The organism is Pseudomonas sp. FW305-7, from assembly GCF_058786735.1.
Genome location: NZ_JBYSZA010000008.1, coordinates 120,129 through 145,356, shown reverse-complemented (window position 1 = coordinate 145,356; position 25,228 = coordinate 120,129). Strand labels below are relative to the sequence as shown.

Annotated in this window: 20 protein-coding genes; 8 read left to right on the top strand and 12 right to left on the bottom strand. The window is 59.4% G+C overall.

Features of this window, described 5'->3' with window-relative positions; all coding sequences use genetic code 11:
- Positions 1–45: 45 nt before the first annotated feature.
- From AC3WMT_RS12835 to ppsA, 4 genes are all read right to left on the bottom strand, one after another.
- On the bottom strand, positions 46–1,041 hold the full coding sequence (locus AC3WMT_RS12835) for a zinc transporter ZntB (protein WP_103303879.1): 996 nt from the start codon (positions 1,039–1,041) through the stop codon (positions 46–48).
- 22 nt (positions 1,042–1,063) lie between these two features.
- Positions 1,064–1,555 (bottom strand): ribonuclease E activity regulator RraA, encoded by a 492-nt coding sequence (gene rraA / locus AC3WMT_RS12830; protein ID WP_103303878.1) that lies wholly within the window; start codon positions 1,553–1,555, stop codon positions 1,064–1,066.
- Between the two features lie 226 nt (positions 1,556–1,781).
- On the bottom strand, positions 1,782–2,771 hold the full coding sequence (locus AC3WMT_RS12825; protein WP_103303877.1) for an alpha/beta fold hydrolase: 990 nt from the start codon (positions 2,769–2,771) through the stop codon (positions 1,782–1,784).
- Positions 2,772–2,867: 96 nt separating this feature from the next.
- Positions 2,868–5,243, bottom strand: coding sequence for a phosphoenolpyruvate synthase (gene ppsA / locus AC3WMT_RS12820; protein ID WP_103303876.1), 2,376 nt, complete (start codon positions 5,241–5,243; stop codon positions 2,868–2,870).
- A gap of 174 nt (positions 5,244–5,417) precedes the next feature.
- Between ppsA and ppsR the strand changes: the two genes are divergently transcribed.
- Complete coding sequence (gene ppsR / locus AC3WMT_RS12815; protein ID WP_064116928.1) at positions 5,418–6,236, top strand: posphoenolpyruvate synthetase regulatory kinase/phosphorylase PpsR; 819 nt, start codon at positions 5,418–5,420, stop codon at positions 6,234–6,236.
- 121 nt (positions 6,237–6,357) lie between these two features.
- On the opposite strand, the gene AC3WMT_RS12810 is transcribed toward ppsR, so the two are convergent.
- Positions 6,358–7,767, bottom strand: a complete 1,410-nt coding sequence (locus tag AC3WMT_RS12810; protein WP_103303875.1) for an aminotransferase-like domain-containing protein — start codon at positions 7,765–7,767, stop codon at positions 6,358–6,360.
- A gap of 90 nt (positions 7,768–7,857) precedes the next feature.
- On the opposite strand from AC3WMT_RS12810, the gene AC3WMT_RS12805 reads away from it, so the two are divergent.
- Together AC3WMT_RS12805 and AC3WMT_RS12800 are read left to right on the top strand one after the other, a co-directional pair.
- Complete coding sequence (locus tag AC3WMT_RS12805) at positions 7,858–8,778, top strand: DMT family transporter (protein ID WP_103303874.1); 921 nt, start codon at positions 7,858–7,860, stop codon at positions 8,776–8,778.
- 51 nt (positions 8,779–8,829) lie between these two features.
- Positions 8,830–9,558: an alanyl-tRNA editing protein gene (locus AC3WMT_RS12800; protein ID WP_103303873.1), complete on the top strand. Its 729-nt coding sequence runs from the start codon at positions 8,830–8,832 to the stop codon at positions 9,556–9,558.
- Between the two features lie 17 nt (positions 9,559–9,575).
- Here AC3WMT_RS12800 and prpD read toward each other — a convergent pair whose 3' ends face one another.
- The 6 genes from prpD to AC3WMT_RS12770 form a co-directional block, all read right to left on the bottom strand.
- Positions 9,576–11,060 (bottom strand): 2-methylcitrate dehydratase, encoded by a 1,485-nt coding sequence (gene prpD, locus AC3WMT_RS12795; RefSeq protein ID WP_103303872.1) that lies wholly within the window; start codon positions 11,058–11,060, stop codon positions 9,576–9,578.
- Between the two features lie 185 nt (positions 11,061–11,245).
- A complete protein-coding gene (prpF, locus tag AC3WMT_RS12790; RefSeq protein ID WP_103303871.1) occupies positions 11,246–12,436 on the bottom strand; it encodes a 2-methylaconitate cis-trans isomerase PrpF in 1,191 nt (396 codons plus the stop codon).
- A gap of 54 nt (positions 12,437–12,490) precedes the next feature.
- Positions 12,491–15,085: a Fe/S-dependent 2-methylisocitrate dehydratase AcnD gene (acnD, locus tag AC3WMT_RS12785; RefSeq protein WP_103303870.1), complete on the bottom strand. Its 2,595-nt coding sequence runs from the start codon at positions 15,083–15,085 to the stop codon at positions 12,491–12,493.
- Between the two features lie 205 nt (positions 15,086–15,290).
- Entirely contained in the window at positions 15,291–16,418 is a 1,128-nt protein-coding gene (gene prpC / locus AC3WMT_RS12780) for a bifunctional 2-methylcitrate synthase/citrate synthase (RefSeq protein ID WP_103303869.1), read from the bottom strand.
- A gap of 146 nt (positions 16,419–16,564) precedes the next feature.
- Entirely contained in the window at positions 16,565–17,458 is an 894-nt protein-coding gene (gene prpB / locus AC3WMT_RS12775) for a methylisocitrate lyase (protein WP_103303868.1), read from the bottom strand.
- Positions 17,455–18,177: a GntR family transcriptional regulator gene (locus AC3WMT_RS12770; RefSeq protein ID WP_172828118.1), complete on the bottom strand. Its 723-nt coding sequence runs from the start codon at positions 18,175–18,177 to the stop codon at positions 17,455–17,457. The genes prpB and AC3WMT_RS12770 overlap by 4 nt, the downstream gene beginning before the upstream one ends.
- Before the next feature lie 290 nt (positions 18,178–18,467).
- Here AC3WMT_RS12770 and rloA point away from each other — a divergent pair, with 290 nt between their 5' ends.
- From rloA to pabB, 4 genes are all read left to right on the top strand, one after another.
- Positions 18,468–19,004, top strand: coding sequence for a retropepsin-like aspartic peptidase RloA (rloA, locus tag AC3WMT_RS12765; protein ID WP_007916436.1), 537 nt, complete (start codon positions 18,468–18,470; stop codon positions 19,002–19,004).
- Between the two features lie 5 nt (positions 19,005–19,009).
- Positions 19,010–20,545 carry an osmotic stress tolerance membrane protein RloB gene (rloB, locus tag AC3WMT_RS12760; protein WP_103303867.1) on the top strand — a complete coding sequence of 512 codons (1,536 nt, stop codon included), beginning with the start codon at positions 19,010–19,012 and terminating at the stop codon, positions 20,543–20,545.
- Entirely contained in the window at positions 20,545–21,531 is a 987-nt protein-coding gene (locus tag AC3WMT_RS12755) for an alpha-L-glutamate ligase-like protein (RefSeq protein WP_103303866.1), read from the top strand. The genes rloB and AC3WMT_RS12755 overlap by 1 nt, the downstream gene beginning before the upstream one ends.
- Positions 21,532–21,834: 303 nt before the next feature.
- Positions 21,835–23,178, top strand: a complete 1,344-nt coding sequence (gene pabB / locus AC3WMT_RS12750; protein ID WP_103303865.1) for an aminodeoxychorismate synthase component I — start codon at positions 21,835–21,837, stop codon at positions 23,176–23,178.
- 131 nt (positions 23,179–23,309) lie between these two features.
- On the opposite strand, the gene thrH is transcribed toward pabB, so the two are convergent.
- Positions 23,310–23,927: a bifunctional phosphoserine phosphatase/homoserine phosphotransferase ThrH gene (gene thrH, locus AC3WMT_RS12745; RefSeq protein ID WP_103303864.1), complete on the bottom strand. Its 618-nt coding sequence runs from the start codon at positions 23,925–23,927 to the stop codon at positions 23,310–23,312.
- A gap of 163 nt (positions 23,928–24,090) precedes the next feature.
- Here thrH and AC3WMT_RS12740 point away from each other — a divergent pair, with 163 nt between their 5' ends.
- Positions 24,091–24,825: a phosphoadenylyl-sulfate reductase gene (locus tag AC3WMT_RS12740; RefSeq protein WP_103303863.1), complete on the top strand. Its 735-nt coding sequence runs from the start codon at positions 24,091–24,093 to the stop codon at positions 24,823–24,825.
- Positions 24,826–25,228: the final 403 nt, after the last annotated feature.

Here is a 25,228-nt window from a genome sequence, read left to right as displayed (position 1 = left end):
CTGGGAAAGACGCGGGCAAATTTGGTCGGGTCACATACGCCATCTTCATACCCAGCGCAAACGACGGAATAACCACCACTGACCGAAGGCCAGGGCGAGCACCGTCAAACAGGCGATCAGGAAACCATAGGGGCTGCTGGAGAATGGAATTCCGCCAACGTTGATACCCAACAGGCCGGTGATGAAACTCATCGGTAAAAAAATGCAGGTGATGATCCCGAAGCGGTACATCGTGCGATTCATGCGTTCGCTCAAACGCCGGTCTTCGGCCTCCAGCACAAGCCCCACGCGCTCTCGGGTCAATTCGAGCTCTTCGAGATAGCGGGTCAGGCTGTTGTTCAGTTCGTTCCAGTAATCGGCGTCATCATCGACAAACCACGGCATTTTGATCCGCGTCAGTTGACCAAAAATGTCTCGTTGCGGAGCGAGAAAACGCTTGAGTCCGGCCGCCCTGCGACGGATGTGCAAAATGGCGCCGTGCTCCGGGGTATACCGTTCGTCGGCATCCATCTTTTCTTCTTCCTCATCGGCAATTTCCGAGAGGCAAGTGACCAGATCCTGCACCTTGTTGGTGAGGAACTGCGCCAGATAAAGGATGAGTTCAGAGGAGGTTTTCGGGCCTTTACCATCCGCCAGGTCAGCCAACAACTCATCGGTGGCACGCAACGGACGCAAACGCAGGGAAATCACCCGTTGCGCAGAAGCAAAAATCCGCACCGAGACCATGTCTTCAGGCTCAGCCCCCGGATTGAGATTGACCCCGCGCAGAAACAGCAGCAGCTCGGAATCCGGCAGCGGCAACAGGCGTGGTCGTGTGTTCTCTTCAAGTAGCAGGTCGCAGGTGAACTCGTTGAGCCCGCTGGATTTGCGCAGCCAGGTCTGGGTTTGCGGATGACTGCGATCCCAATGCAGCCACAGGCTTTCATGCGCCTGCAACTGCAAATCGTCGAGCTCAGTCCGGGCTATCGAACGCGCACCGCCTTTACCGTCCAGCACCAGGGCATGCACCAGCCCCCATTGCGCGTTTTCTTCCTCGAACATCCGCATCCCTTTGTCGAAATTCTTATTCAGGCATCTTCAGCGGGCTCGGCGAGACGATCACGCCGTTGTTATCCGCATAAATGTAGTGGCCCGGTTGAAACGTCACACCGGCAAAAGTCACCGCCACGTTGAGGTCGCCGATACCGCGTTTTTCGGTTTTCATCGGGTGACTGGCCAGCGCCTGCACGCCCAGATCGGTTTGCGCGATGACGTCGACGTCGCGGATGCAGCCGTAGATCACCAGCCCTTCCCAGCCGTTTTTCGCGGCTTTCTCGGCGATCATGTCGCCCAGCAGCGCACGACGCAGGGAACCACCGCCATCGACCACCAGCACCTTGCCGTTGCCCTTGAGTTCCGCTTGTTCCTTGACCAGCGAGTTGTCTTCGAAGCACTTGATGGTCACGATTTCGCCGCCGAACGAATCACGTCCGCCGAAATTGCTGAACATCGGTTCCAGCACCTGGACCAGCTCCGGATAGGCGTCGCACAGGTCAGGCGTAAGGTAATGGTTCATCGAAAAGCTCCTGCAATAAGGAAGACGATCAAGGATGACGCACTCTGAAGAGACGAGTTCCGGCAGTCGCTGTTTACCTTAGTCCATCCCATGGTCGCTGAACGAACCTGAACAAACCCTGAAACGTAATAGCGAAACAGCCACCAAATATGACCAGAACCGCACAATGCGTCATATCTTAGCCGCAAGCCGAGCCGAACGAAATGCCCTCTTCAGCGCGTTCAGCTCAAACGGCGGCTGCCAGATCCGCCTTTTCGCCCAGTAACGGCGTCTGCTGATCGCTCAACCAACGCGCTACCAGCGGCCACACCTCCACCTGCGCGGCCTTGCTCACCAACATTTCGACATGACCGAAATTGTCGTTGAAACCGTGTTCGCGCCCCAGATTGACGAACTGCTTGTGCTCGGAGCCAATCTGCTCGAAGAGTTTGCGACAGGCCCAGGCCGGGTCCTGATGATCCCCCACCGCACTCACCGCCAGTACCGGCACTTGCACATCGGCAAGACCGGCCCACCAGTCCTTGTCCTTATCGCCAAAACGGCCGAACAGGCCGTACCAGCGCATGCTTTCGAGGGCCAGACCGATCGGTTCGTCTTCCGGCCCTCGTTTCAGGCGCGAGCCGGACAGCTGCGCAAAGCGCTTGAGAATGAAGCGACCGCTCCACTCCACCGGCGGGATTTTCAGCGGCCAATAGGTGCGACTCACTTGCGTGCCGAAAAACGCCGCCGAGGCCACGGCAGGCTCACCGAGGTATTCACCACCGAGCGCCGCCGCCAAGGTGATGCCGCCCAGCGAATGGCCGATCCAGTGCGGCACTTGCCCGCTCTGCTCTCGCACGAACGCAGCAATCGCCGGCAGATCGTAACGGGCATAGTCGGCGACACGGTTACGTCGGTATTCCTCGTTGCGCTGCGACAGGCCGTGGCCGCGCATTTCCGGAATCCACACATCGAAACCCAGGCGCGTCAGATACGCGCCCAGCCCCAGACCCTTCGGTGAAAACCAGAAACGCCGATTGGAAAAACTGCCGTGCAACAAAATCACCGGCACACCACGTGGCGCGGAATCATCGGCCATACCCAAACGGGTGACGGCGATCTCCACGGACCAGTCGGGGCTGTTGCCGGGTTTCAAGCGATACACGTCTTCGCTCAGATCACCACGCCGTTCGGCGCTGATCAGGGCGACAGGAAACAGGTTGCTGCTGCTTTGCATAATGCTCTTGCACAAAAAAGGGCGGCATCCACAGGAGCCCGCCCTACTCAAATCTCAAACCCGCTCCCACAGGGGAGCGGGCCGTTCACATACTGATCAAGCCTGAGCTTGACCTTCGGCGAGGAAGAACCAGGTTTCCAGCACGGTGTCCGGGTTCAGCGACACGCTTTCGATGCCCTGCTCCATCAGCCACTTGGCCAGATCCGGGTGGTCCGAAGGACCCTGACCGCAGATACCGATGTATTTGCCAGCCTTGTTGCACGCGGCAATCGCGTTGGCCAACAGCTTCTTGACCGCCGGATTACGCTCGTCGAACAGGTGCGCGATGATACCGGAATCGCGGTCCAGGCCCAGGGTCAGCTGAGTCAGGTCGTTGGAGCCGATCGAGAAACCGTCGAAGAACTCGAGGAATTCTTCAGCGAGAATCGCGTTGGAAGGCAGTTCGCACATCATGATCACGCGCAGACCGTTTTCGCCGCGCTTCAAGCCGTTTTCGGCGAGCAGATCGACCACCTGGCTGGCTTCGCCCAAAGTACGAACGAAAGGCACCATGATTTCGACGTTGGTCAGGCCCATCTCGTTGCGCACACGTTTCAGCGCGCGGCATTCGAGTTCGAAGCAGTCGCGGAACGATTCGCTGATGTAACGCGAAGCGCCACGGAAGCCCAGCATCGGGTTTTCTTCTTCCGGCTCGTACAGTTTGCCGCCGATCAGGTTGGCGTATTCGTTGGACTTGAAGTCCGACAGACGCACGATGACCTTCTTCGGTGCGAACGCTGCAGCGAGGGTGCTGATGCCTTCAACCAGTTTTTCGACGTAGAAACCGACCGGATCGTCGTAACCGGCAATGCGCTTGTCGACGCTTTCCTTGATTTCCTGCGGCAGACCGTCGTAGTTCAACAGCGCTTTCGGGTGCACACCGATCATGCGGTTGATGATGAATTCCAGACGGGCCAGGCCCACACCAGCGTTCGGCAACTGCGCGAAGTCGAAAGCGCGGTCCGGGTTGCCGACGTTCATCATGATTTTGAACGGCAGCTCCGGCATGGCATCGACGGAGTTCTTCTTGATGTCGAAGCCCAGCTCGCCTTCGAAGATGTAACCGGTGTCGCCTTCGGCGCACGAAACGGTCACACCCTGGCCATCCTTCAGCAGTTGGGTGGCGTTGCCGCAACCGACGACTGCCGGAATACCCAGTTCACGGGCGATGATCGCTGCGTGGCAGGTACGGCCGCCACGGTTGGTAACGATGGCGCTGGCGCGCTTCATCACCGGTTCCCAGTCCGGGTCGGTCATGTCGGAAACCAGCACGTCGCCCGGTTGGACTTTGTCCATCTCGGACACGTCTTTAATGATCCGCACTTTACCGGCGCCAATGCGCTGGCCGATAGCACGACCCTCAACCAGCACAGTGCCGGTTTCTTTCAGCAGGTAACGTTCCATGACGTTGGCCTGTGTTCGGCTTTTTACGGTTTCCGGACGCGCCTGCACGATGTACAGCTTGCCGTCGTCACCGTCCTTGGCCCACTCGATGTCCATCGGGCAGCCGTAGTGCTTCTCGATGATCATTGCCTGCTTGGCCAGTTCGCTGACTTCAGCGTCGGTCAGGCAGAAACGCGCACGCTCGGCCTTGTCGACATCGACAGTCTTGACCGAACGACCGGCCTTGGCCTCGTCACCGTAGATCATCTTGATGGCTTTGCTGCCCAGGTTGCGACGCAGGATCGCCGGGCGACCGGCCTCCAGCGTGCCTTTGTGCACGTAGAACTCATCCGGGTTCACCGCGCCTTGAACGACGGTTTCGCCCAGGCCGTAAGCGCCGGTGATGAACACCACGTCACGGAAACCGGATTCGGTATCGAGGGTGAACATTACGCCGGCAGTGCCGGTTTCCGAACGCACCATGCGCTGCACGCCGGCCGACAGGGCGACCAGTTTGTGGTCGAAGCCCTGGTGCACGCGGTAGGAAATCGCACGGTCGTTGAAAAGCGAAGCGAACACCTCTTTGGCGGCGCGGATGACGTTTTCCACACCACGGATGTTCAGGAAGGTTTCCTGCTGACCGGCGAAGGATGCGTCCGGCAGGTCTTCGGCGGTGGCGGAAGAACGCACCGCTACGGCCACGTCAGGGTTGCCGGCCGACAGCGCGGCGAACGCGGTGCGGATCTCGGCATTCAGTTTTTCGGGGAATTCGGCTTCCATGATCCATTGACGGATCTGCGCGCCGGTCTTGGCCAGGGCATTGACGTCGTCGACGTCGAGCGCGTCGAGGGCCTTGTGGATCTGGTCGTTGAGGCCGCTCAGTTCGAGGAAATCACGATAGGCCTGAGCCGTCGTGGCGAAGCCGCCGGGGACCGAAACACCGGCGCCTGCCAGGTTACTGATCATCTCGCCCAGGGATGCGTTCTTGCCCCCCACATGCTCAACATCGTGTTTGCCGAGCTTATCGAGGGAAACTACGTACTCTACCAAGGTGATCTCTCCACTAACTGTGTTGGAAAAGCTCAGAAACCGGCTGCTCGGGGGAGCGTTGGCCGGTTGTATGGCCTGGACCTGGAAAATAAGTGAGAATGCTGGCCAATGGCGGCCGGCAAATCGCGCCTATCATATCCAAGATTGCTTATTAGCTTAAGGCCCAAGGTGCAAATGAAACGATCTGCTTTCTTTATCTCCGATGGCACCGGCATCACCGCCGAAACCCTGGGTCAAAGCCTCTTGGCGCAGTTCGAAAACATTACCTTCAGCAAATTCACGCGACCGTACATCGATAGCGTGGAAAAAGCGCGGGCCATGGTACAACAAATCAACAAAGCCGCTGAAACCGACGGCTTTCGCCCGATCATCTTCGACACCATCGTCAATCAGGACATTCGTGAGATTCTCGCAACGTCCAATGGTTTCATGATCGACATTTTCTCGACCTTCCTCGCCCCGCTCGAGCAGGAACTGACCGAGCATTCTTCCTACACCGTCGGCAAGTCCCATTCGATCGGGCACAACTCCAATTACATGGAGCGCATCGAGGCGGTGAACTTCGCCCTCGACAACGACGACGGCGCGCGCACGCACTATTACGACAAGGCTGACTTGATACTAGTGGGCGTGTCGCGATGTGGTAAGACGCCGACGTGCCTGTACATGGCCATGCAATTCGGCATCCGCGCAGCGAACTATCCGCTGACCGAAGACGACATGGAGCGCCTGACCCTGCCGTCCGCCCTGCGCGCCCACCAGCACAAGCTGTTCGGCCTGACCATCGACCCGGACCGCCTCACCGCGATCCGTAACGAGCGCAAACCCAACAGCCGCTATTCGAGCTACGCCCAGTGCGAATTCGAAGTGCGCGAAGTGGAAAATCTGTTCCGCCGCGAGAACATTCCGAACATCAACTCCACGCATTTTTCGGTGGAAGAGATTTCGGCGAAGATTCTGGTGGAGAAAGGCGTGGAGCGGCGCTTCAAATAATTTTGCGGTGTCCGGGCTGACGCCATCGCGGGCAAGCCAGCTCCCACAGGGTTTTGTAGTGAATGCGAAATTTGCAAACACTAGAGAAACCTGTGGGAGCGGGCTTGCCCGCGATGAACGATCACACGGTCTCTGTCAGTGCGCGATTTAAAGCCTCAAACCCCGCCAGCAACAAGCCGTCATCACCCACCGAGTTACACACACTCACCCGAATAAACTGCGGCACCGCCGCATGCCCCACCGCAAACGCCTCGGCTGTGGCAACCAGGTAGTTGCGCTCTTTCAGTTCAGCGGCGATCTGCGACGCGCGCCACAACTCAGGCACTTCCACCCAGAAATGCGGACTTTGGCTGTGCGTCTTGTAGCTCAGCCCTTCCAGCGCCCCCGCAACCAACGCCTTGCGCCGGGTGATCTCGTTTATCTGCTCATCCAGCAAACGCTCGGCCATGCCGTTTTCGATCCACTGGCTCGCCACTTCCATCGCCAGTGGATTGGCCATCCAGCAGGTGCCACGAATCGCAGCACTCAGGCGACCGATCAATGCCTGCGGTGCATGCAGATAGCCGATGCGCAACCCTGCTGAAACAGCCTTGCTCAAACTGCCGATCAACACCGAACGCTCCGCGGCGTAATAACTCAGGGGTAGCGGGCGCTGGCGATCCAGCACCGCATGGGCTTCATCTTCAATAATCAGTAGATTGTGTTCACGACAGACCTCGGCAATCGCCTCGCGCCGCGAGACGGACATGACCGCAGCCGTAGGATTCTGGATCGTCGGCGTGCAATACAGCGCCGAGACGCGATGCTGACGGCAAACGTCCTGCAGAGATGAAGGCAACAGTCCTTCGTCATCCACCCCCGCACCAATCAGCTTTATCCCGAGCTGACGTGCGACGCTGATCAATCCGGGGTAGGACAAATGCTCGGTGACCACGGTGTCGCCGGCCTTGAGCAACCCCATCAACGCACACAACAGGCCATGCTGCCCGCCGTTGACGCACAGCACATGATCGGCGTGAGGCGCGAAATCCCGGTGACGCAGCCAATCAGCTCCCGCCGCGCGATGCCTTGGCAACCCACCTTCGGGGGTGTACCCCGTCAATTGCTGCAAGCGTCGCGAATCACTCGCCAGGGTGTGCAGGGCTTGGCTCATCAAGGCCGTTTCCTGCCCGGGGATCGGCTGATTCCGGCTCATGTCCAGGCAGGCTTGCGGTTCATCGCTGACATTGCGAAAGCCCTTGTCCTGCGGCCGTTCCATCCCGCGCTGACGCACATAAGTGCCATCGCCTACGCGCGCCACCACCAGCCCTACACGCTCCAATTCGCCGTAAGCACGACTGATGGTGCCGATGGTGACGCCAAGACTGTCGGCCAACAGTCGGTGAGGCGGCAGCTTGCTACCGGGTTCGATGACCCCGGCACCGATGGCTTTTTCCACCGCATCCGCGAGCCGCTTGTACTTCACACCGACGCCATGGGCGAGTCCGTCACGGAGGATTGACACCATGGCAATACTTACTTTGACACTCATTCTCGCCCCGAATAGCGTAAGGAAAACAGGTTCAATCAGGGATAGACCTTTTCAGTGACGAGGTCAATTCTGCTGTCCGGAGCACCCAGCATGTCGACCGCTGTCAGCACACCGTTGAACATCAGCAAGCCGTGGCTCGGCGGGTTAGTCACCAGCCTGCTGTTTCTCATCGTCTGTCTGAGCTGGGGCACCACGTGGCTGGGGATAAAGATTGCGGTGGAAAGCGTGCCGCCCCTGACGGCCGCCGGCCTGCGTTTTCTGATTGCCTTCCCGCTGTTTCTGGGTTTCGCCGTATTACGCAAGGAGCCTTTGTTGTTTCCCCGGCAAAGTCGCTGGTTTTTCGTGTTCGTCACGTTGTCGTACTTCAGCCTGCCGTACTACTTGCTCAACTACGGCGAGACGCACGTCTCCTCCGGCCTGACCGCTCTGTTGTTCAGTGGCATGCCGGTGTTCATCCTGATTTTTTCCGCGGTGTTTCTGCGCGAGAAAATCCACCCCGCGCAGATGCTCGGCATCGCCATCGGCTTCGGCAGTCTGTTCATGATTATCCGCAGCCAGGGCTTGCATCTGGATCAGGCCGAATGGCTTGGCGTGCTGGCGATTCTCGGCGCGGCGATCCTGCATGCCCTGTGCTACGTGGTGACCAAAAAGCATGGCAGCGCGATCAGCGTGATCACTTACAACACCCTGCCCATCGGCATCGCCGGTTTGATGCTGCTGGTGGTTGGCCTGGGTCTGGAAAGCCCGACATTCGCCTCGATCACCCCGCGCTCGTGGGGCGCCCTGCTCTACCTCGGACTGGTGGCGTCGGTCGGCGGCTTTATCGTCTATTTCATCCTGCTCAAACGCTTGAGTCCGGTGCTTCTGTCGTTCGTCTTCATCATCTTTCCGGTGTTCGCCGTGATCATCGGCGCCTGGTACGAAGGCACGCAAATCTCTCGCGACCTGATGCTCTATTCGGCAACCCTGCTCGCCGGTTTCGCCATCACCAAACTGCCCGTCAAACGCTGAAAAACACTCGCCGATTCGCAGCAGAACTCACTTTGAACATTGGAGGTTCAAATGTCGGTACACACCATGGAAACCCTCAGCCTGTTTAACAATGCACCCTACCAGCGCGACTTCAGTGCGCGGGTCATCGCGGTGGTTGATCAAGCCGTCGTGCTGGAACACACCCTCTTTTATCCAACCGGAGGTGGGCAACCCGGGGATACCGGGTATTTCAGCCTGCCGGATGGCACGCGGATCAACGTCACGGGCACGGTGCGCGATCCCTTGCTGCCGTCGATCATCTGGCATCAGGTAGAGCAATGCCCGCCGCACCTGTGCACGGGCGCCCTGCTCAATGCCAGCCTCGATTGGCAGCGGCGCTATCAACACATGAAGATGCACACCTGCCTGCACCTGCTGGGTTCGATCATCAATGCGCCGGTAACCGGGTGCAGCATCAGCGCCGACAAGGGACGCCTGGATTTCGATCTGCCGGAAATGACCCTCGACAAAGAGAGCATCACTGACGAACTCAACGCGCTGATTGAGCAGGCCATTCCAGTCAGCACTTTGTCGATGCCGGCCTCGGAATACCCCGCACTGCTGCAAAGCACCGGCAGCAAAACCGTCAAACCGCCAGTGATTCAGGGCGACCTGCGGATGGTTGAAGTCATCGGCATCGACATCCAGCCCTGTGGCGGCACCCATGTGCAAAACACCCGGGAAATCGGCCGAGTGTTTTGCGAAAAAATCGAAAAGAAAAGCAGGAACAATCGACGGGTGATCCTGCGATTCGAATGACGACGCCTGCGCCGACCTCAGATCACCAACAGGTCGACAAAGCGGTTCACCGCGGTCGCTTCAAGCTGCGTCTGATCCTTGCACAACGCGAAAATCTCGGCGCAGCGTTGCCCCGTGAAACGGGTGGCGAGGTTTGCCTTGAACTTGTCTTCGAGCAACGGCACTCCTTCGGCGCGACGTCGACGATGGCCGATCGGGTACTCCACGATCACGTTCTCGGTACTTGAACCGTCCTTGAAAAACACCTGCACGGCGTTGGCAATCGAGCGTTTGTCGGCCTCCAGATACTCGCGGGTGAAGCGCGGCTCTTCGACGATGACCATTTTCTCGCGCAGCACATCGATGATCGGATGCGCCTTGTGGAAGTCGTCTTCGTATTGCTCGGCCACCAGATTGCCGAAGGCCAGCGGCACAGCGGTCATGTACTGGATGCAGTGATCGCGGTCGGCCGCGTTGGCCAGCGGCCCGACCTTGGAGATGATGCGAATCGCCGATTCATGGGTGGTGATGACAATTCTGTCGATCTCGTGCAGACGATTGCGCACTTGTGGATGCAGTGTCACGGCCGCTTCGCAGGCCGTTTGCGCGTGGAATTCGGCAGGGAAGCTGATTTTGAACAGGACGTTTTCCATCACGTAACTGCCGAACGGCCGTGAAAAGCTGAAGCTGCGTTTGTCCTCGGGCTTCAACGCCAGATCGCTGTTGGTGTGGCTGAACAGCACGTCGTAAAAGCCCCACTGTCTAGCGCTCAAAACACCGGGAATGCCCATCTCGCCGCGAAGGGCGATGTCGGCCAGACGCACGCCGCGACTCGATGCATCCCCCGCCGCCCAGGATTTGCGCGAGCCGGCGTTTGGCGCGTGGCGATAGGTGCGCAACGCCTGCCCATCGGCGAACGCGTGGGACAACGCCGACAGCAGTTGCTCGCGGTTGGCGCCCATCAATTTGGCGGCCACAGCGGTCGAGGCGACTTTCACCAGAATGACGTGATCGAGTCCTACGCGGTTGAAGGAGTTTTCCAGGGCGATGATGCCTTGAATTTCATGGGCCATGATCATGGCTTCGAGCACATCGCGAATCGTCAGCGGTGCTTCGCCATTGGCCAGACGTTTTTGCGAGAGGTGATCGGCCACTGCAAGAATGCCGCCGAGGTTGTCCGACGGATGCCCCCATTCAGCGGCGAGCCAGGTGTCGTTGTAGTCGAGCCAACGGACGATGCAGCCGATGTCCCACGCGGCCTTCACCGGGTCGAGGCGATAACTGGTGCCCGGAACCCGCGCGCCAAACGGCACGACAGTGCCTTCGACAATCGGGCCAAGATGCTTGGTGCATTCGGGGAAACGCAGCGCCAGCAGGCCGCAGCCCAAGGTGTCCATCAGGCAGTCGCGGGCGGTGTTCAGGGCTTCGCTGGATTCGACTTTGTAGCTGAGGACGTAATCGGCGATGTCCTGCAGGACTTGGTCGTAGTCGGGGCGGTTGTTCAGGTCGACGTTGGCGCTCATGTTCGATTCACTCTTGAAGTGGTTCGTTGATGGGACCTCGGTTCAGGGCTAACGATTTCTTATTGTTGAAATACGGAAACTGTAGGAGTGAGCCTGCTCGCGATTGCGGCATATCAGGCAACATTGATGGTGAATATCAGTCAGCCATCGCGAGCAGGCTCACTCCTACAGGGTGCAGCGTTGTGTCAGAAAGAATCACCGGGGATCCGGACGTAACCTTCCATCAACACCCGCGCACTGCGGCTCATGATGGCTTTTTTTACCACCCATTCGCCGTTTTCCAGGCTGGCTTCGGCGCCGACGCGCAAGGTCCCGGACGGATGACCGAAGCGCACGGCGTTGCGTTCAACACCGCCCGCGGCAAGGTTGACCAAGGTCCCGGAAATGGCTGCTGCGGTACCAATCGCCACCGCCGCCGTGCCCATCATCGCGTGGTGCAACTTGCCCATCGACAACGCGCGCACCAGCAAATCAACATCGCCAGCCGCCACGGTTTTGCCGCTGGAGGCCACGTAATCCGAAGGCTTGGCCACGAACGCGACTTTCGGCGTGTGTTGACGTTTCGCCGCTTCATCTAGGTTGGCAATCAGGCCCATGCGCAGGGCGCCATAAGCACGAATTGTCTCGAACATCTGTAGCGCCTTCGGATCGCTGTTGATCGCGCTCTGCAACTCGGTGCCGGTGTAACCAATGTCTTCGGCGTTGACAAAAATCGTCGGAATCCCGGCATTGATCATGGTCGCCTTGAAGGTACCAACACCCGGCACTTCCAGCTCATCGATCAGGTTGCCGGTGGGGAACATCGAACCACCGCCGCCCTCTTCTTCCGCCGCCGGGTCCATGAATTCGACTTGCACTTCGGCGGCCGGAAAGGTCACGCCGTCGAGTTCGAAATCACCTGTCTCTTGCACTTCACCATTGGTGATCGGCACGTGGGCGATGATGGTCTTGCCGATGTTGGCCTGCCATACGCGCACCACCGCCACACCGTTGTGTGGAATGCGGCTGGCATCGACCAGACCGTTGCTGATGGCGAACGAACCAACGGCTGCCGAGAGGTTGCCGCAGTTGCCGCTCCAGTCGACGAACGGCTTGTCGATGGAGACCTGACCGAACAGGTAATCGACGTCATGATCGGCCTTGATGCTTTTCGACAGAATCACGGTTTTGCTGGTGCTGGACGTGGCGCCGCCCATGCCGTCGATCTGCTTGTCGTACGGGTCGGGGCTGCCGATCACGCGCAGCAGCAAGGCGTCGCGGGCCGGGCCGGGAACCTGCGCGGCTTCGGGCAGATCCCTGAGGCTGAAGAACACGCCTTTGCTGGTGCCGCCGCGCATGTAGGTGGCGGGAATCTTGATTTGTGGTGCGTGAGCCATGGTGCTCCTTAACGAAGACATGGGACTTGAAGTCCCATGCCCACATCAGTTGATTTAAACGGCCACCGCCGACTCTTCGAGGAAGTCTTGAGCGAAGCGTTGCAACACGCCGCCGGCCTCGTAGATCGACACTTCTTCAGCGGTATCCAGACGGCAGGTCACGGACACTTCGACGCGCTCGCCGTTTTTGCGATGGATCACCAGCGTCAGGTCGGCACGCGGTGTACGGGCGCCGATCACGTCGTAGGTTTCGCTGCCATCGATGGCCAGGGTGTGGCGGTCGGTGCCCGGTTTGAACTCCAGCGGCAACACGCCCATGCCCACCAGATTGGTGCGGTGAATGCGCTCGAAACCTTCGGCGACGATCGCTTCGACACCGGCCAGACGCACGCCTTTGGCCGCCCAGTCGCGGGACGAACCCTGGCCGTAGTCAGCACCGGCAATGATGATCAGCGGCTGCTTGCGTTCCATGTAGGTTTCGATGGCTTCCCACATGCGCATGACCTTGCCTTCCGGCTCGACCCGCGCCAGCGAACCCTGTTTGACCTTGCCGTTTTCCACGACCATTTCGTTGAACAGTTTCGGGTTGGCAAACGTTGCGCGCTGTGCGGTCAGGTGGTCGCCACGGTGCGTTGCGTAAGAGTTGAAGTCCTCTTCCGGCAGGCCCATTTTCGCCAGGTATTCGCCGGCGGCACTGTCGAGCATGATCGCGTTGGACGGCGACAGGTGATCGGTAGTGATGTTGTCCGGCAGCACCGCCAACGGGCGCATACCTTTAAGCGGACGCGCACCGGCCAGCGCGCCTTCCCAGTACGGCGGTCGGCGGATGTAGGTGCTCATTTCGCGCCAGTCGTACAACGGCGTGACTTTCGGGCCGGTGTCTTCATGGACGGCGAACATCGGAATGTAGACCTGACGGAACTGCTCGGGCTTGACCGAAGACTTCACCACAGCGTCGATTTCTTCGTCGCTCGGCCAGATGTCTTTCAGGCGGATTTCCTTGCCATCCACAACGCCGAGAACATCTTTTTCGATATCGAAACGGATGGTGCCGGCGATGGCATACGCGACCACCAACGGCGGCGATGCGAGAAACGCCTGCTTGGCATACGGATGGATGCGGCCGTCGAAGTTGCGGTTGCCGGAAAGCACAGCGGTGGCGTAGAGATCGCGGTCGATGATCTCTTGCTGGATCACCGGATCGAGGGCGCCGGACATGCCGTTACAGGTGGTGCAAGCGAAGGCGACGACGCCGAAACCGAGTTGCTCCAGCTCCGTGGTCAGCCCCGCTTCATCGAGGTACAGCGCCACGGTTTTCGAGCCCGGCGCCAGCGAGGATTTCACCCATGGCTTGCGGGTCAGGCCGAGCTTGTTGGCGTTGCGTGCGAGCAGGCCGGCAGCAATCACGTTGCGCGGGTTACTGGTGTTGGTGCAACTGGTGATGGCGGCGATGATCACCGCACCGTCGGGCATTTGCCCCGGAACGTCATCCCACTGCCCGGAGATGCCTTTGGCCGCCAGATCGGACACTGCGACGCGGGCGTGCGGGTTGCTCGGGCCGGCCATGTTGCGCACGACCGAAGACAGGTCGAAGGTCAGACCGCGTTCGTACTGCGCGCTTTTCAGGCTGTCGGCCCACAGGCCGGTGGTCTTGGCGTAGTGCTCGACCAACTGCACTTGCTGGTCTTCACGGCCGGTCAGTTTCAGATAATCGATGGTCTGCTGGTCGATGTAGAACATCGCCGCCGTGGCGCCGTATTCCGGGGCCATGTTGGAGATGGTCGCGCGGTCGCCGAGGGTCAGGTTGGCTGCGCCCTCGCCGAAGAACTCCAGCCAGGCGCCGACGACTTTCTGTTTGCGCAGGTATTCGGTCAGCGCCAGCACCATGTCGGTGGCGGTGATGCCCGGTTGCAGCTTGCCAGTCAGTTCGACGCCGACGCTTTCCGGCAGGCGCATCCATGAGGCGCGACCGAGCATTACGCTCTCGGCTTCGAGGCCGCCGACGCCGATCGCGATCACGCCCAGTGCATCGACGTGCGGGGTGTGGCTGTCGGTGCCGACGCAGGTGTCAGGGAACGCCACGCCGTCACGCACCTGGATCACCGGAGACATTTTCTCCAAGTTGATCTGGTGCATGATGCCGTTGCCCGGCGGGATCACATCAACGTTTTTGAAGGCTTTTTTGGTCCAGTTGATGAAGTGGAAACGGTCTTCGTTGCGACGGTCTTCGATGGCGCGGTTTTTCTCGAATGCCTGCTTGTCAAAGCCGCCCGCCTCCACCGCCAGCGAGTGGTCGACGATCAGTTGCGTCGGCACCACCGGGTTGACCTGCGCCGGATCACCGCCCTGCAAGGCGATTGCGTCGCGCAGGCCGGCGAGGTCGACCAACGCGGTCTGACCGAGAATGTCGTGGCAGACCACGCGCGCCGGGAACCACGGGAAGTCGAGGTCGCGTTTGCGCTCGATCAATTGCTTGAGGGAATCGGTGAGCGTGGCCGGGTCGCAGCGACGCACGAGGTTTTCCGCCAGCACGCGGGAGGTGTACGGCAGGGTGTCGTAGCTGCCGGGCTGGATCGCTTCAACCGCGGTGCGGACATCGAAGTAGTCCAGCGGCGTGCCGGGCAGGTTCTTGCGAAATTCTGTGTTCATCGGGTCAGGACTCGGGTCACGGTAGTTTCAAGAGGTAGGGCCGGTCGCCGATCTTTAACTTCACACTGAACCCTGTGGGAGCTGGCTTGCCAGCGATAGCGGTGGGTCAGTCGACATCAATGTTGGATGTGACTCAGTCATCGCTGGCAAGCCAGCTCCCACAGGGTCTTCGGTGAATCTCGGATCAGTGTTCGGCGCCCACCATTCAGCGACGTTCGATTGGCACGAACTTGCGCTGTTCGACGCCGACGTACTCGGCGCTCGGGCGGATGATGCGGTTGTTGGCACGCTGTTCGAACACGTGCGCGGCCCAGCCGGTCAGGCGCGAGCAGACGAAGATCGGCGTGAACAGCTTGGTCGGGATGCCCATGAAGTGGTACGCCGAGGCATGGTAAAAGTCGGCGTTGGGGAACAGCTTCTTCTGTTCCCACATGGTCTTGTCGATGGCTTCGGAAACCGCAAACAGCACCTTGTCACCGACTTCGTCAGCGAGTTTTTTCGACCAGCCCTTGATCACCTCGTTGCGCGGATCGCTGTCCTTATAGATCGCGTGACCGAAGCCCATGATCTTGTCCTTGCGCTCGAGCATGCCGAGGGTGCCTTTGATCGCCTCTTCCGGCGAGGAGAAGCGCTCGATCATTTCCATCGCGGCTTCGTTGGCGCCGCCGTGCAACGGGCCACGCAGCGAACCGATGGCCGCCGTTACGCAGGAATACAGGTCGGACAGGGTCGACGCGCAAACCCGCGCGGTGAAGGTCGAGGCGTTGAATTCGTGCTCGGCGTAAAGGATCAGCGAGACGTTCATGACTTTGACGTGCAGTTCGCTCGGCTTCTTGTCATGCAGCAGGTGCAGGAAGTGGCCGCCGATGGTCGGTTCGTCGCTCACGCAATTGATCCGTTTGCCATCGTGGCTGAAGCGATACCAGTAGCACATGATTGCCGGGAACGCGGCCAGCAAGCGGTCAGTCTTGTCGCGCTGCTCGGAGAAGTCTTTCTCCGGCTCGAGGTTGCCGAGGAACGAGCAACCGGTGCGCATCACGTCCATCGGGTGGGCGTCGGCGGGGATGCGTTCGAGCACTTCTTTCAGCGCTTGCGGCAGATCGCGCAGCTTGCTCAGTTTGCCTTGGTATTCGTCGAGTTGCGCCTGGGTCGGCAGCTCGCCGTAAAGCAGCAGGTACGCCACTTCTTCAAATTGTGCATCGGCTGCCAGTTCGCGTACGTCGTAGCCGCGATAGGTCAGCCCGGCACCGGCCTGGCCCACGGTGGACAGTGCGGTTTGCCCGGCAACCTGGCCACGGAGCCCGGCGCCACTGAGTACTTTTGCTTCGGCCATTGCTGTCTCCAATCTTCTTGAATTTGTAGGGGAAACTTGTGGGAGCGAGCCTGCTCGCGAAGGTGGTCGCAACACCTCGGTGCATCAGGAACACCGCATTATCGTTGGCGTCCTTCGCGAGCAGGCTCGCTCCCACAGGGTTTGAATCAGCCTTTCTTTTGTGCAAACAACGCATCGAGCTTCTGCTCGAAGGTGTGGTAATCAATGCGATCGTAAAGCTCCATGCGAGTCTGCATGGTGTCGATGACATTCTGCTGCGTGCCGTCGCGGCGGATCGCGGTGTAGACGTTTTCCGCAGCTTTGTTCATCGCGCGGAACGCCGACAGCGGGTAGAGCACCAGCGACACGTCGGCGCCAGCCAATTGCTCGGTGGTGTACAGCGGCGTCGAACCGAACTCGGTGATGTTGGCCAGAATCGGCGCTTTCACGCGGTTGGCGAACAGCTTGTACATTTCCAGCTCGGTGATGGCTTCCGGGAAGATCATGTCGGCGCCGGCCTCGATGCACGCTGCTGCGCGATCCAGCGCCGATTCCAGACCTTCCACCGCCAACGCATCAGTGCGCGCCATGATCACGAAGCTGTCATCGGTGCGGGCATCGACGGCGGCTTTGATGCGGTCGACCATTTCCTGCTGGCTGACGATCTCTTTATTCGGGCGATGGCCGCAGCGCTTGGCGCCAACCTGATCTTCGATGTGAATCGCCGCCGCGCCGAACTTGATCATCGACTTGACCGTGCGCGCGACGTTGAACGCCGAGGAGCCGAAACCGGTATCGACGTCCACCAACAGCGGCAGATCGCAGACGTCGGTAATGCGGCGCACATCGGTCAGCACATCATCCAGCCCGGTGATACCCAAGTCCGGCACGCCGAGCGAGCCTGCGGCCACCCCGCCACCGGACAGGTAGATCGCCTTGAAACCGGCGCGCTTGGCCAGCAACGCGTGGTTGGCGTTGATCGCGCCGACCACTTGCAATGGGTGCTCGCTGGCGACCGCATCGCGGAAACGCTGGCCTGGAGTGCTGTGCTTGGAACTCATGACTCACCTCGTTCAGTGGCTGTCTTATTGTGGGCGCCGTCCTGGTAATGACGGGCGATGTTGCGTTTCGAGGCGCCGATGTGACGGCGCATCAACAATTCCGCGAGCTCGCCGTCACGGTCGGCAATGGCATCGAGAATCCGGTGGTGTTCGGCGAAGGCCTGGCGTGGACGGTTCGGCGTGGTGGAAAACTGGATGCGGTACATGCGCACCAGTTGATAGAGCTCGCCGCAGAGCATTTGCGTGAGGGTGCGGTTGCCGCTGCCCTGGATGATCCGGTAGTGGAAGTCGAAATCGCCTTCCTGCTGGTAGTAGCCAACGCCCGCCTGAAACGCCGCGTCGCGTTCGTGGGTTTCCAATACGCGGCGCAGTTCGTCGATTTCTTCGACGCTCATGCGCTCGGCCGCCAGCCGGCAGGCCATGCCCTCAAGGGATTCGCGGATTTCGTAGAGTTCAAGCAATTCGGCGTGGCTCAGTGAGACCACCCGCGCACCGACATGCGGCACGCGCACCAGCAGGCGCTGGCCTTCCAGCCGATGAATGGCTTCGCGCAGCGGCCCTCGGCTGATGCCGTAGGTGCGCGCCAGTTCCGGCTCGGAGATCTTGCTGCCCGGGGCGATCTCGCCTTTGACGATAGCCGCCTGGATGCGCCGGAAGACGTTTTCCGAAAGTGTCTCGGAATCGTCGCCGCTGATGACCGGGGGATCGAGTTGATCCAGCATATTGTCGACACCTTCAAATCCAATGCGGCAAAAACTAGCCAATTAGCCTGCATCAGTCAAAGGATAAATCGATATTGTCGACAATCGTCTAATAAGCCTTATCAATAGCCCTTGGGGTTATAGACCGGCCCAGGCGCTGGCGCCATAAAACCACCGTGCTAGAATGCCGCCCGCATTTGCTGGCCATTTGTACGGCTTGTCATAAAAAGCTGATAGGCACACGAAGGGCCTTGCGCAAGTTTTGCCAGGGACCTGAACCGACAACGGAACGCTGCGCACCAGGATTTATGAGACTCAAGCCTTTCCCGACATTTTTTGCCCTTTTTTGCCTGCCCGGCCTCGCCGCTGCGGGGGAAAAAACCGTGTACGGCCTCAACGAATATGCATCGCTTGATGGCATCAATCTCGAAGTCGCGGCCAAACTCGACACCGGGGCGAAAACTGCCTCGCTGAGCGCCCGCGACATCAAACGCTTCAAACGCAACGGCGAGTCCTGGGTGCGCTTTTATCTGGCCATCGACGCCGCGCATTCGCACCCGATCGAACGGCCGCTGGCCCGGGTCAGCAAGATCAAGCGTCGCGCTGGCGACTACGACCCGGAAGAAGGCAAGAAGTACACCGCCCGTCCGGTGATCGAGCTGGATATCTGCATGGGTTCGGCTTTGCGCAGCATCGAAGTGAACCTGACCGACCGAAGTGCGTTCCAATATCCGCTTTTGATTGGCTCCGAAGCGCTGAAACGCTTCGACGCGCTGGTCGACCCCAGTCTTAAATACGCTGCCGGCAAACCCGCCTGCACCATCGCCGCTCATACCGCCGAGTAATTTTCATGCGTTCTCTAACCTTCCACCTGAAAATCCTGATCACCATTCTGGTGCTGCTGGGCGTTTCGGTTACGGCCTATCAGATTTTCGTACTCGGCATCCCGGTGACCGAAGATGCGACCGACGACTTGTGGAACATCGACGCCAAGGTCGAGTTCGTCGCCAGCACCAAGGACCCGGTGAAGATCCAGATGTTCGTACCACCGTTGAGCCGCGACTACGTCAGCCTCAACGAAAGCTTCATCTCCAATAATTACGGCGTGGCGGTGAACCGCGTCGACGGCAACCGCAAGGTGACCTGGTCGGCGCGCCGGGCCAAGGGCAATCAGACCCTCTATTACCGTCTGGTGCTGACCAAGCGTTACACCGCCGAAAAGACCAAGATCAAAGGCCCGACCTTCCGCGACAGCATCGCCATCGAAGGCCCGGAAAAAATCGCCGCCGAAGCTCTGCTCGCGCCGATCCGCCAGCACTCGGCCGACGTCGAAACCTTTATTGGCGAGGCGATCAAACGGGTCAACAACGTCAACGACGACAACGTGAAACTGCTGCTGGCCGGCGACCCGTCGACGCCACACAAAGCCAAAATCGTCGAACTGCTGCTGTCGATCGCTCACGTACCGGTGGAAAAAGTCCACACCATCCGCCTCGTCGCCGACCAGCCGCAAACCCCGGAACTGTGGCTGCGCAGCTTCAATGGCAACGACTGGCTGTACTTCAACCCGGAAACCGGCGAGCAGGGCCTGCCGACCGACCGCCTGCTGTGGTGGACTGGCGATGAAAACCTGATCACCGTCGACGGCGGCAAGAAGGCCAACGTGACCTTCAGCCTGAACAACAGCGAGATGAACGCGATTCGTCTGGCCAAGCTGACCGACGAAAACACCGACGCCAATTTCCTCGAATACTCGTTGTACGGCCTGCCGCTGCAAACCCAGCAGACCTTCATGATCATGGTGATGATCCCGATCGGCGTGCTGGTGATCCTGATCCTGCGCAACCTGATCGGCCTGCAGACCTTGGGCACATTTACCCCAGTGCTGATCGCCCTCGCCTTCCGTGAAACTCAGTTGGGCTTCGGCATCCTGCTGTTTACCGTGATCACGGCGCTGGGGCTGTCATTACGTTCGTATCTGGAACACTTGAAGCTGCAAATGCTGCCGCGACTCTCGGTGGTGCTGACCTTTGTCGTGGTGTTGATCGCGGCGATCAGCCTGTTCAGTCATAAGCTCGGTCTGGAACGCGGCTTGTCGGTAGCGCTGTTCCCGATGGTGATTCTGACCATGACCATCGAACGTCTGTCGATCACCTGGGAAGAGCGCGGCGCCAGCCATGCGATGAAAGTGGCGATTGGCACGCTGTTCGCGGCGTCCCTGGCGCACTTGATCATGACCGTGCCGGAGTTGGTCTACTTCGTGTTCACTTTCCCGGCGATCCTGCTGATTCTGGTCGGCTTCATGCTGGCGATGGGTCGTTATCGCGGTTACCGCCTGACCGAACTGGTGCGTTTCAAGGCTTTCCTGAAGAAGGCTGACGCCTGATGTTCGGTTTCTGGAAGACCTGGAAGGCCCTGGAGGCCCGGGGCATCATGGGCATCAACCGGCGTAACGCCGACTACGTGCTCAAGTACAACAAGCGCAGCCTGTACCCGATCGTCGATGACAAGATCATCACCAAGGAACGCGCGATCAAGGCCGGCATTCACGTGCCGGAGCTGTATGGCGTGATTTCCACCGAGAAGGAAATCGACAAGCTCGGCGAGATCATCGGCGGGCGCAGCGACTTCGTGATCAAACCGGCGCAAGGCGCCGGCGGTGACGGCATCATCGTCGTCGCCGACCGTTTCGAGGGTCGCTATCGCACGGTGTCGGGCAAGATCATTGCCCACGAAGAACTTGAGCACCACATCTCGAGCATCCTCACTGGCCTGTATTCGCTGGGCGGCCACCGTGATCGGGCGCTGATCGAATACCGCGTGACCCCGGATCAGATCTTCAAGAGCATCAGCTACGAAGGCGTGCCGGACATCCGCATCATCGTGCTCATGGGTTACCCGGTGATGGCGATGTTGCGCTTGCCGACCCGCCAGTCCGGCGGCAAGGCCAACCTGCACCAGGGTGCCATTGGTGTCGGTGTTGATCTGGCGACCGGTTTGACCCTGCGCGGTACCTGGTTGAACAACATCATCACCAAACACCCGGACACCACCAACGCGGTGGACGGCGTGCAACTGCCCTATTGGGACGGTTTCATGAAACTCGCTGCCGGCTGCTATGAGCTGTGTGGGTTGGGGTATATCGGTGTGGACATGGTCCTCGATCAGGAAAAAGGCCCGCTGATTCTGGAGCTGAATGCGCGGCCGGGACTGAATATCCAGATCGCCAATGACTGCGGGCTGACCTTGCGTACCCACGCGGTTGAAGCGCGACTGGAAGAGCTGAAGGCGCGTGGGGTGACCGAGTCGGTTGAAGAGCGGGTGGCGTTTACTCAGGAAATGTTTGGGCATATTCCTGCGGTCGAGGGCTAAAAGCTGAAGAGCCCCTCACCCTAACCCTCTCCCGGAGGGCGAGGGGACTGACCGAGGTGGATGTTGGAGCTACGCCGACTTGAAAGTCTTGAATCGAACTCAGGACTTGAAAAGCCCAGATCTGCTCCCCTCCCCGAAATATCGAGTCGAACCGAGGCTTTGAAAAGCATGAAGATCTGCTCCCTTTCCCCCTCGTCCCCCTTGGGGGAGAGGGCTGGGGTGAGGGGTAGGCTTTTGACTTTGATCTGGGATCGGAGAGGACTACAATCCCCACCCCGCCTCAATGGCCGATCTGCCCCGCCCATGTTGACCTGCTCCGTACATCCACTGCCCTACCGCGCCAATCCCGCCGACTACTTCGCGGCCATCCGCCACGCGCCCGGCGCCGTGCTGCTCGACAGCGGCCGGCCAAGTGCCGACCGTGGCCGTTATGACTTGCTCAGTGCCTGGCCGCTGGAACAACTGGCGGTGTTGCGGGATGAAAGCGGCAGCCATTTCCTGCAACGCCTGCGTGACAATCTGAACCGTTTGGGCGAGGCACAACTGCCTGCCACTTATGAACTGCCGTTCGCTGGCGGATTGATCGGTTATCTGAGCTATGACTTTGGTCGGCACCTGGAAAACCTGCCGAGCGATGCACGAGATGATCTGCAACTGCCGGATGCACAGTTTGGGTTGTATGACTGGGCATTGGTCAGCGATCACCAGGCTGGCACCAGTCAACTGGTGTTTCATCCGTCGATTGTCGACAGTGAAAAGCAGCGGCTGATCGGTCTGTTCACTCAACCGGTTGTTGAATCGCTGGCGCCGTTCAAGCTGAACCAACCGATGACCGCCGATCTTTCGGCTGACGACTACCGTCAGGCTTTCGAACGCATTCAGCATTACATTCAGGCCGGTGACTGCTATCAGGTCAACTTTGCCCAGCGTTTCCGAGCCTCATGCCAAGGCGACCCATGGTTGGCTTACTGCGAATTGCGCAAAGCCTGCCCGACACCGTTTTCCGGCTTCCAGAGCCTGCCCGATGGCGGCGCGGTGCTGAGCCTGTCGCCGGAGCGCTTCGTCAAGGTCAGCCAGCGCCAAGTGGAAACCCGCCCGATCAAAGGCACCCGCCCTCGAGGCCTGACCCCCGCCGAAGACGCGGCCAACGCCGCCGAACTGCTGGCCAGCCCGAAGGATCGCGCGGAAAACCTGATGATCGTAGACCTGCTGCGCAACGACCTCGGGCGCACCTGCCGCATTGGCTCGGTGCGCGTGCCGGAGTTGTTCAGCCTGGAAAGCTATCCGAACGTGCATCACCTGGTCAGCAGCGTGACCGGTGAACTGGCGGATGACCGCGATGCACTCGATCTGATCGCCGGCAGCTTCCCCGGCGGTTCGATCACCGGCGCGCCAAAGATTCGTGCCATGCAGATCATTGACGAACTGGAGCCGACCCGGCGCGGTTTGTATTGCGGGTCGTTGTTGTATCTGGACGTGCGCGGCGAGATGGACAGCTCCATCGCGATTCGCAGTCTGTTGGTCAAGGATGGGCAGGTGTGCTGCTGGGGCGGTGGCGGGATCGTCGCCGATTCGGACTGGCAGGCGGAGTATCAGGAGTCGATTACTAAAGTCAGAATCCTCCTGGAAACCCTGCAAAACCTCTGAGTAAAGATCGTTCCCACGCTCTGCGTGGGAATGCAGCCCGGGGCACTCTGCGTCCCATCCAAAGCCGAACGCGGAGCGTCCGTTGAAGCATTCCCACGCGGAGCGTGGGAACGATCATCAGGGAGCCATGCTTACAGGCTGAGGTCGCGGTTTGAGGCTTTGAGGAATTCCTGCTTCAGCTCGGCAAACGTGTGCACCGCCGGAAACTGCGGAAACTCGCGAATCACATTCTCCGGCGCATGGAACAGAATCCCCGCATCCGCCTCGCCGAGCATCGTGGTGTCGTTGTACGAATCACCCGCCGCAATCACCCGGTAGTACAGGCTCTTGAAGGCCAGCACCGACTGCCGTTTCGGATCTTTCTGACGCAACTGATAGCTGGTCACCCGCCCGCTTTCATCGGTAATCAGGCGATGGCAAAGCAGCGTCGGGAAGCCCAGTTGACGCATCAACGGCTGGGAGAACTCATAGAAGGTGTCCGACAGGATCACCACCTGAAAGCGCTCGCGCAGCCAGTTGACGAACTCCACCGCGCCGTCCAGCGGTTTCAGGGTGGCGATCACTTCTTGAATGTCCGACAGCTTCAAGCCATGTTCATCGAGGATGCGCAGACGCTGTTTCATCAGCACGTCGTAATCGGGAATGTCCCGGGTGGTGGCTTTGAGGGATTCGATTCCGGTTTTTTCGGCGAAGGCGATCCAGATTTCCGGTACCAGTACCCCTTCAAGATCCAGGCAAGCAATTTCCACAAGACACTCCCGTTTGTATTGATTATTGAGTCGAGCGAGCCCGAACTCTAGCGACTCCCCCACGCCCGCGCAACGCACAGCACGCCCCGCCAGACGCAGCTTTTTGTTACCATCGCCGCCATATAGAGCGCCCAGCGCCACCGACCTGTAGGAAGCCGCCCTGATGAGTGCAACGTTCGATGTCGTGGAACTCGCCACGACCTATGCCAACAAATCCGCGCAAGACATCCTCAAACTCGCCTTTGCCGAGTTCGGTGATGAGCTGTGGATATCTTTCAGCGGCGCCGAGGATGTGGTGCTGGTGGACATGGCCTGGAAGCTCAACAAGAACGTCAAGGTGTTCAGTCTCGACACCGGTCGCCTGCACCCGGAAACCTACCGATTCATCGATCAGGTGCGCGAGCACTACAAGATCGACATCGAACTGGTGTCGCCGGACTACACGAAACTGGAACCGTTCGTGAAGGAAAAAGGCCTGTTCAGTTTCTACAAGGACGGCCACGGTGAATGCTGCGGGATCCGCAAGATCGAGCCGCTGCGACGCAAGTTGTCCAGCGTCAAAGCCTGGGCCACCGGCCAGCGCCGCGACCAGAGCCCTGGCACGCGCAGCGCCGTGGCAGTGCTGGAAATCGACACCGCGTTCTCTACGCCTGAACGCACCCTCTACAAATTCAACCCGCTGGCGCAGATGACCAGCGAAGAGATCTGGGGTTACATCCGCATGCTGGAGCTGCCGTACAACAGCCTGCATGAACGCGGCTTTATCAGCATTGGCTGCGAACCGTGCACCCGCCCTGTCCTGCCGAATCAGCACGAGCGCGAAGGCCGTTGGTGGTGGGAAGAAGCCACGCAGAAAGAATGCGGGCTGCATGCGGGAAATATCATCAGCAAGGCGTAAACCCCTGCCACGATGATTTCCCTTTGTAGGAGTGAGCCTGCTCGCGATAGCGGTGTATCAGGCAAAAAATTCATCGACTGATACGCCGCTATCGCGAGCAGGCTCACTCCTACACTGGCCTCTACCGACTCAAAAAAATGTGTACACAGGAATGTCACCATCGGTGCCATTTATGTGTGCACTTTTTGTTTTCACGCCCTGAAAAGTTACATCCCTTCTGAACGCCTCTCCGCTTTGCCACCTCCGCAAAATCCCCCGCAAAAAATAAATACCTGTTCAATCGGTCAATTTATAACCAACTATTTTCAATCACTTAGCGTTGCTAGATAACTTTTCGAAATGAGGATGGCTGCGCATAGATCGATAATTGGCACAGATCTGGCTTTGGTGCATACATGTTTTG

Excerpts from the sequence above, each read along its gene's own strand:
- AC3WMT_RS12835 (WP_103303879.1), bottom strand. The coding sequence starts at position 1,041 with ATGTTCGAGGAAGAAAACGCGCAATGGGGGCTGGTGCATGCCCTGGTG.
- rraA (WP_103303878.1), bottom strand. The coding sequence starts at position 1,555 with ATGAACCATTACCTTACGCCTGACCTGTGCGACGCCTATCCGGAGCTG.
- AC3WMT_RS12825 (WP_103303877.1), bottom strand. The coding sequence starts at position 2,771 with ATGCAAAGCAGCAGCAACCTGTTTCCTGTCGCCCTGATCAGCGCCGAA.
- ppsR (WP_064116928.1), top strand. The coding sequence starts at position 5,418 with ATGAAACGATCTGCTTTCTTTATCTCCGATGGCACCGGCATCACCGCC.
- AC3WMT_RS12810 (WP_103303875.1), bottom strand. The coding sequence starts at position 7,767 with ATGAGTGTCAAAGTAAGTATTGCCATGGTGTCAATCCTCCGTGACGGA.
- AC3WMT_RS12805 (WP_103303874.1), top strand. The coding sequence starts at position 7,858 with ATGTCGACCGCTGTCAGCACACCGTTGAACATCAGCAAGCCGTGGCTC.
- AC3WMT_RS12800 (WP_103303873.1), top strand. The coding sequence starts at position 8,830 with ATGTCGGTACACACCATGGAAACCCTCAGCCTGTTTAACAATGCACCC.
- prpD (WP_103303872.1), bottom strand. The coding sequence starts at position 11,060 with ATGAGCGCCAACGTCGACCTGAACAACCGCCCCGACTACGACCAAGTC.
- prpF (WP_103303871.1), bottom strand. The coding sequence starts at position 12,436 with ATGGCTCACGCACCACAAATCAAGATTCCCGCCACCTACATGCGCGGC.
- acnD (WP_103303870.1), bottom strand. The coding sequence starts at position 15,085 with ATGAACACAGAATTTCGCAAGAACCTGCCCGGCACGCCGCTGGACTAC.
- prpC (WP_103303869.1), bottom strand. The coding sequence starts at position 16,418 with ATGGCCGAAGCAAAAGTACTCAGTGGCGCCGGGCTCCGTGGCCAGGTT.
- prpB (WP_103303868.1), bottom strand. The coding sequence starts at position 17,458 with ATGAGTTCCAAGCACAGCACTCCAGGCCAGCGTTTCCGCGATGCGGTC.
- rloA (WP_007916436.1), top strand. The coding sequence starts at position 18,468 with ATGAGACTCAAGCCTTTCCCGACATTTTTTGCCCTTTTTTGCCTGCCC.
- rloB (WP_103303867.1), top strand. The coding sequence starts at position 19,010 with ATGCGTTCTCTAACCTTCCACCTGAAAATCCTGATCACCATTCTGGTG.
- AC3WMT_RS12755 (WP_103303866.1), top strand. The coding sequence starts at position 20,545 with ATGTTCGGTTTCTGGAAGACCTGGAAGGCCCTGGAGGCCCGGGGCATC.
- pabB (WP_103303865.1), top strand. The coding sequence starts at position 21,835 with ATGTTGACCTGCTCCGTACATCCACTGCCCTACCGCGCCAATCCCGCC.
- AC3WMT_RS12740 (WP_103303863.1), top strand. The coding sequence starts at position 24,091 with ATGAGTGCAACGTTCGATGTCGTGGAACTCGCCACGACCTATGCCAAC.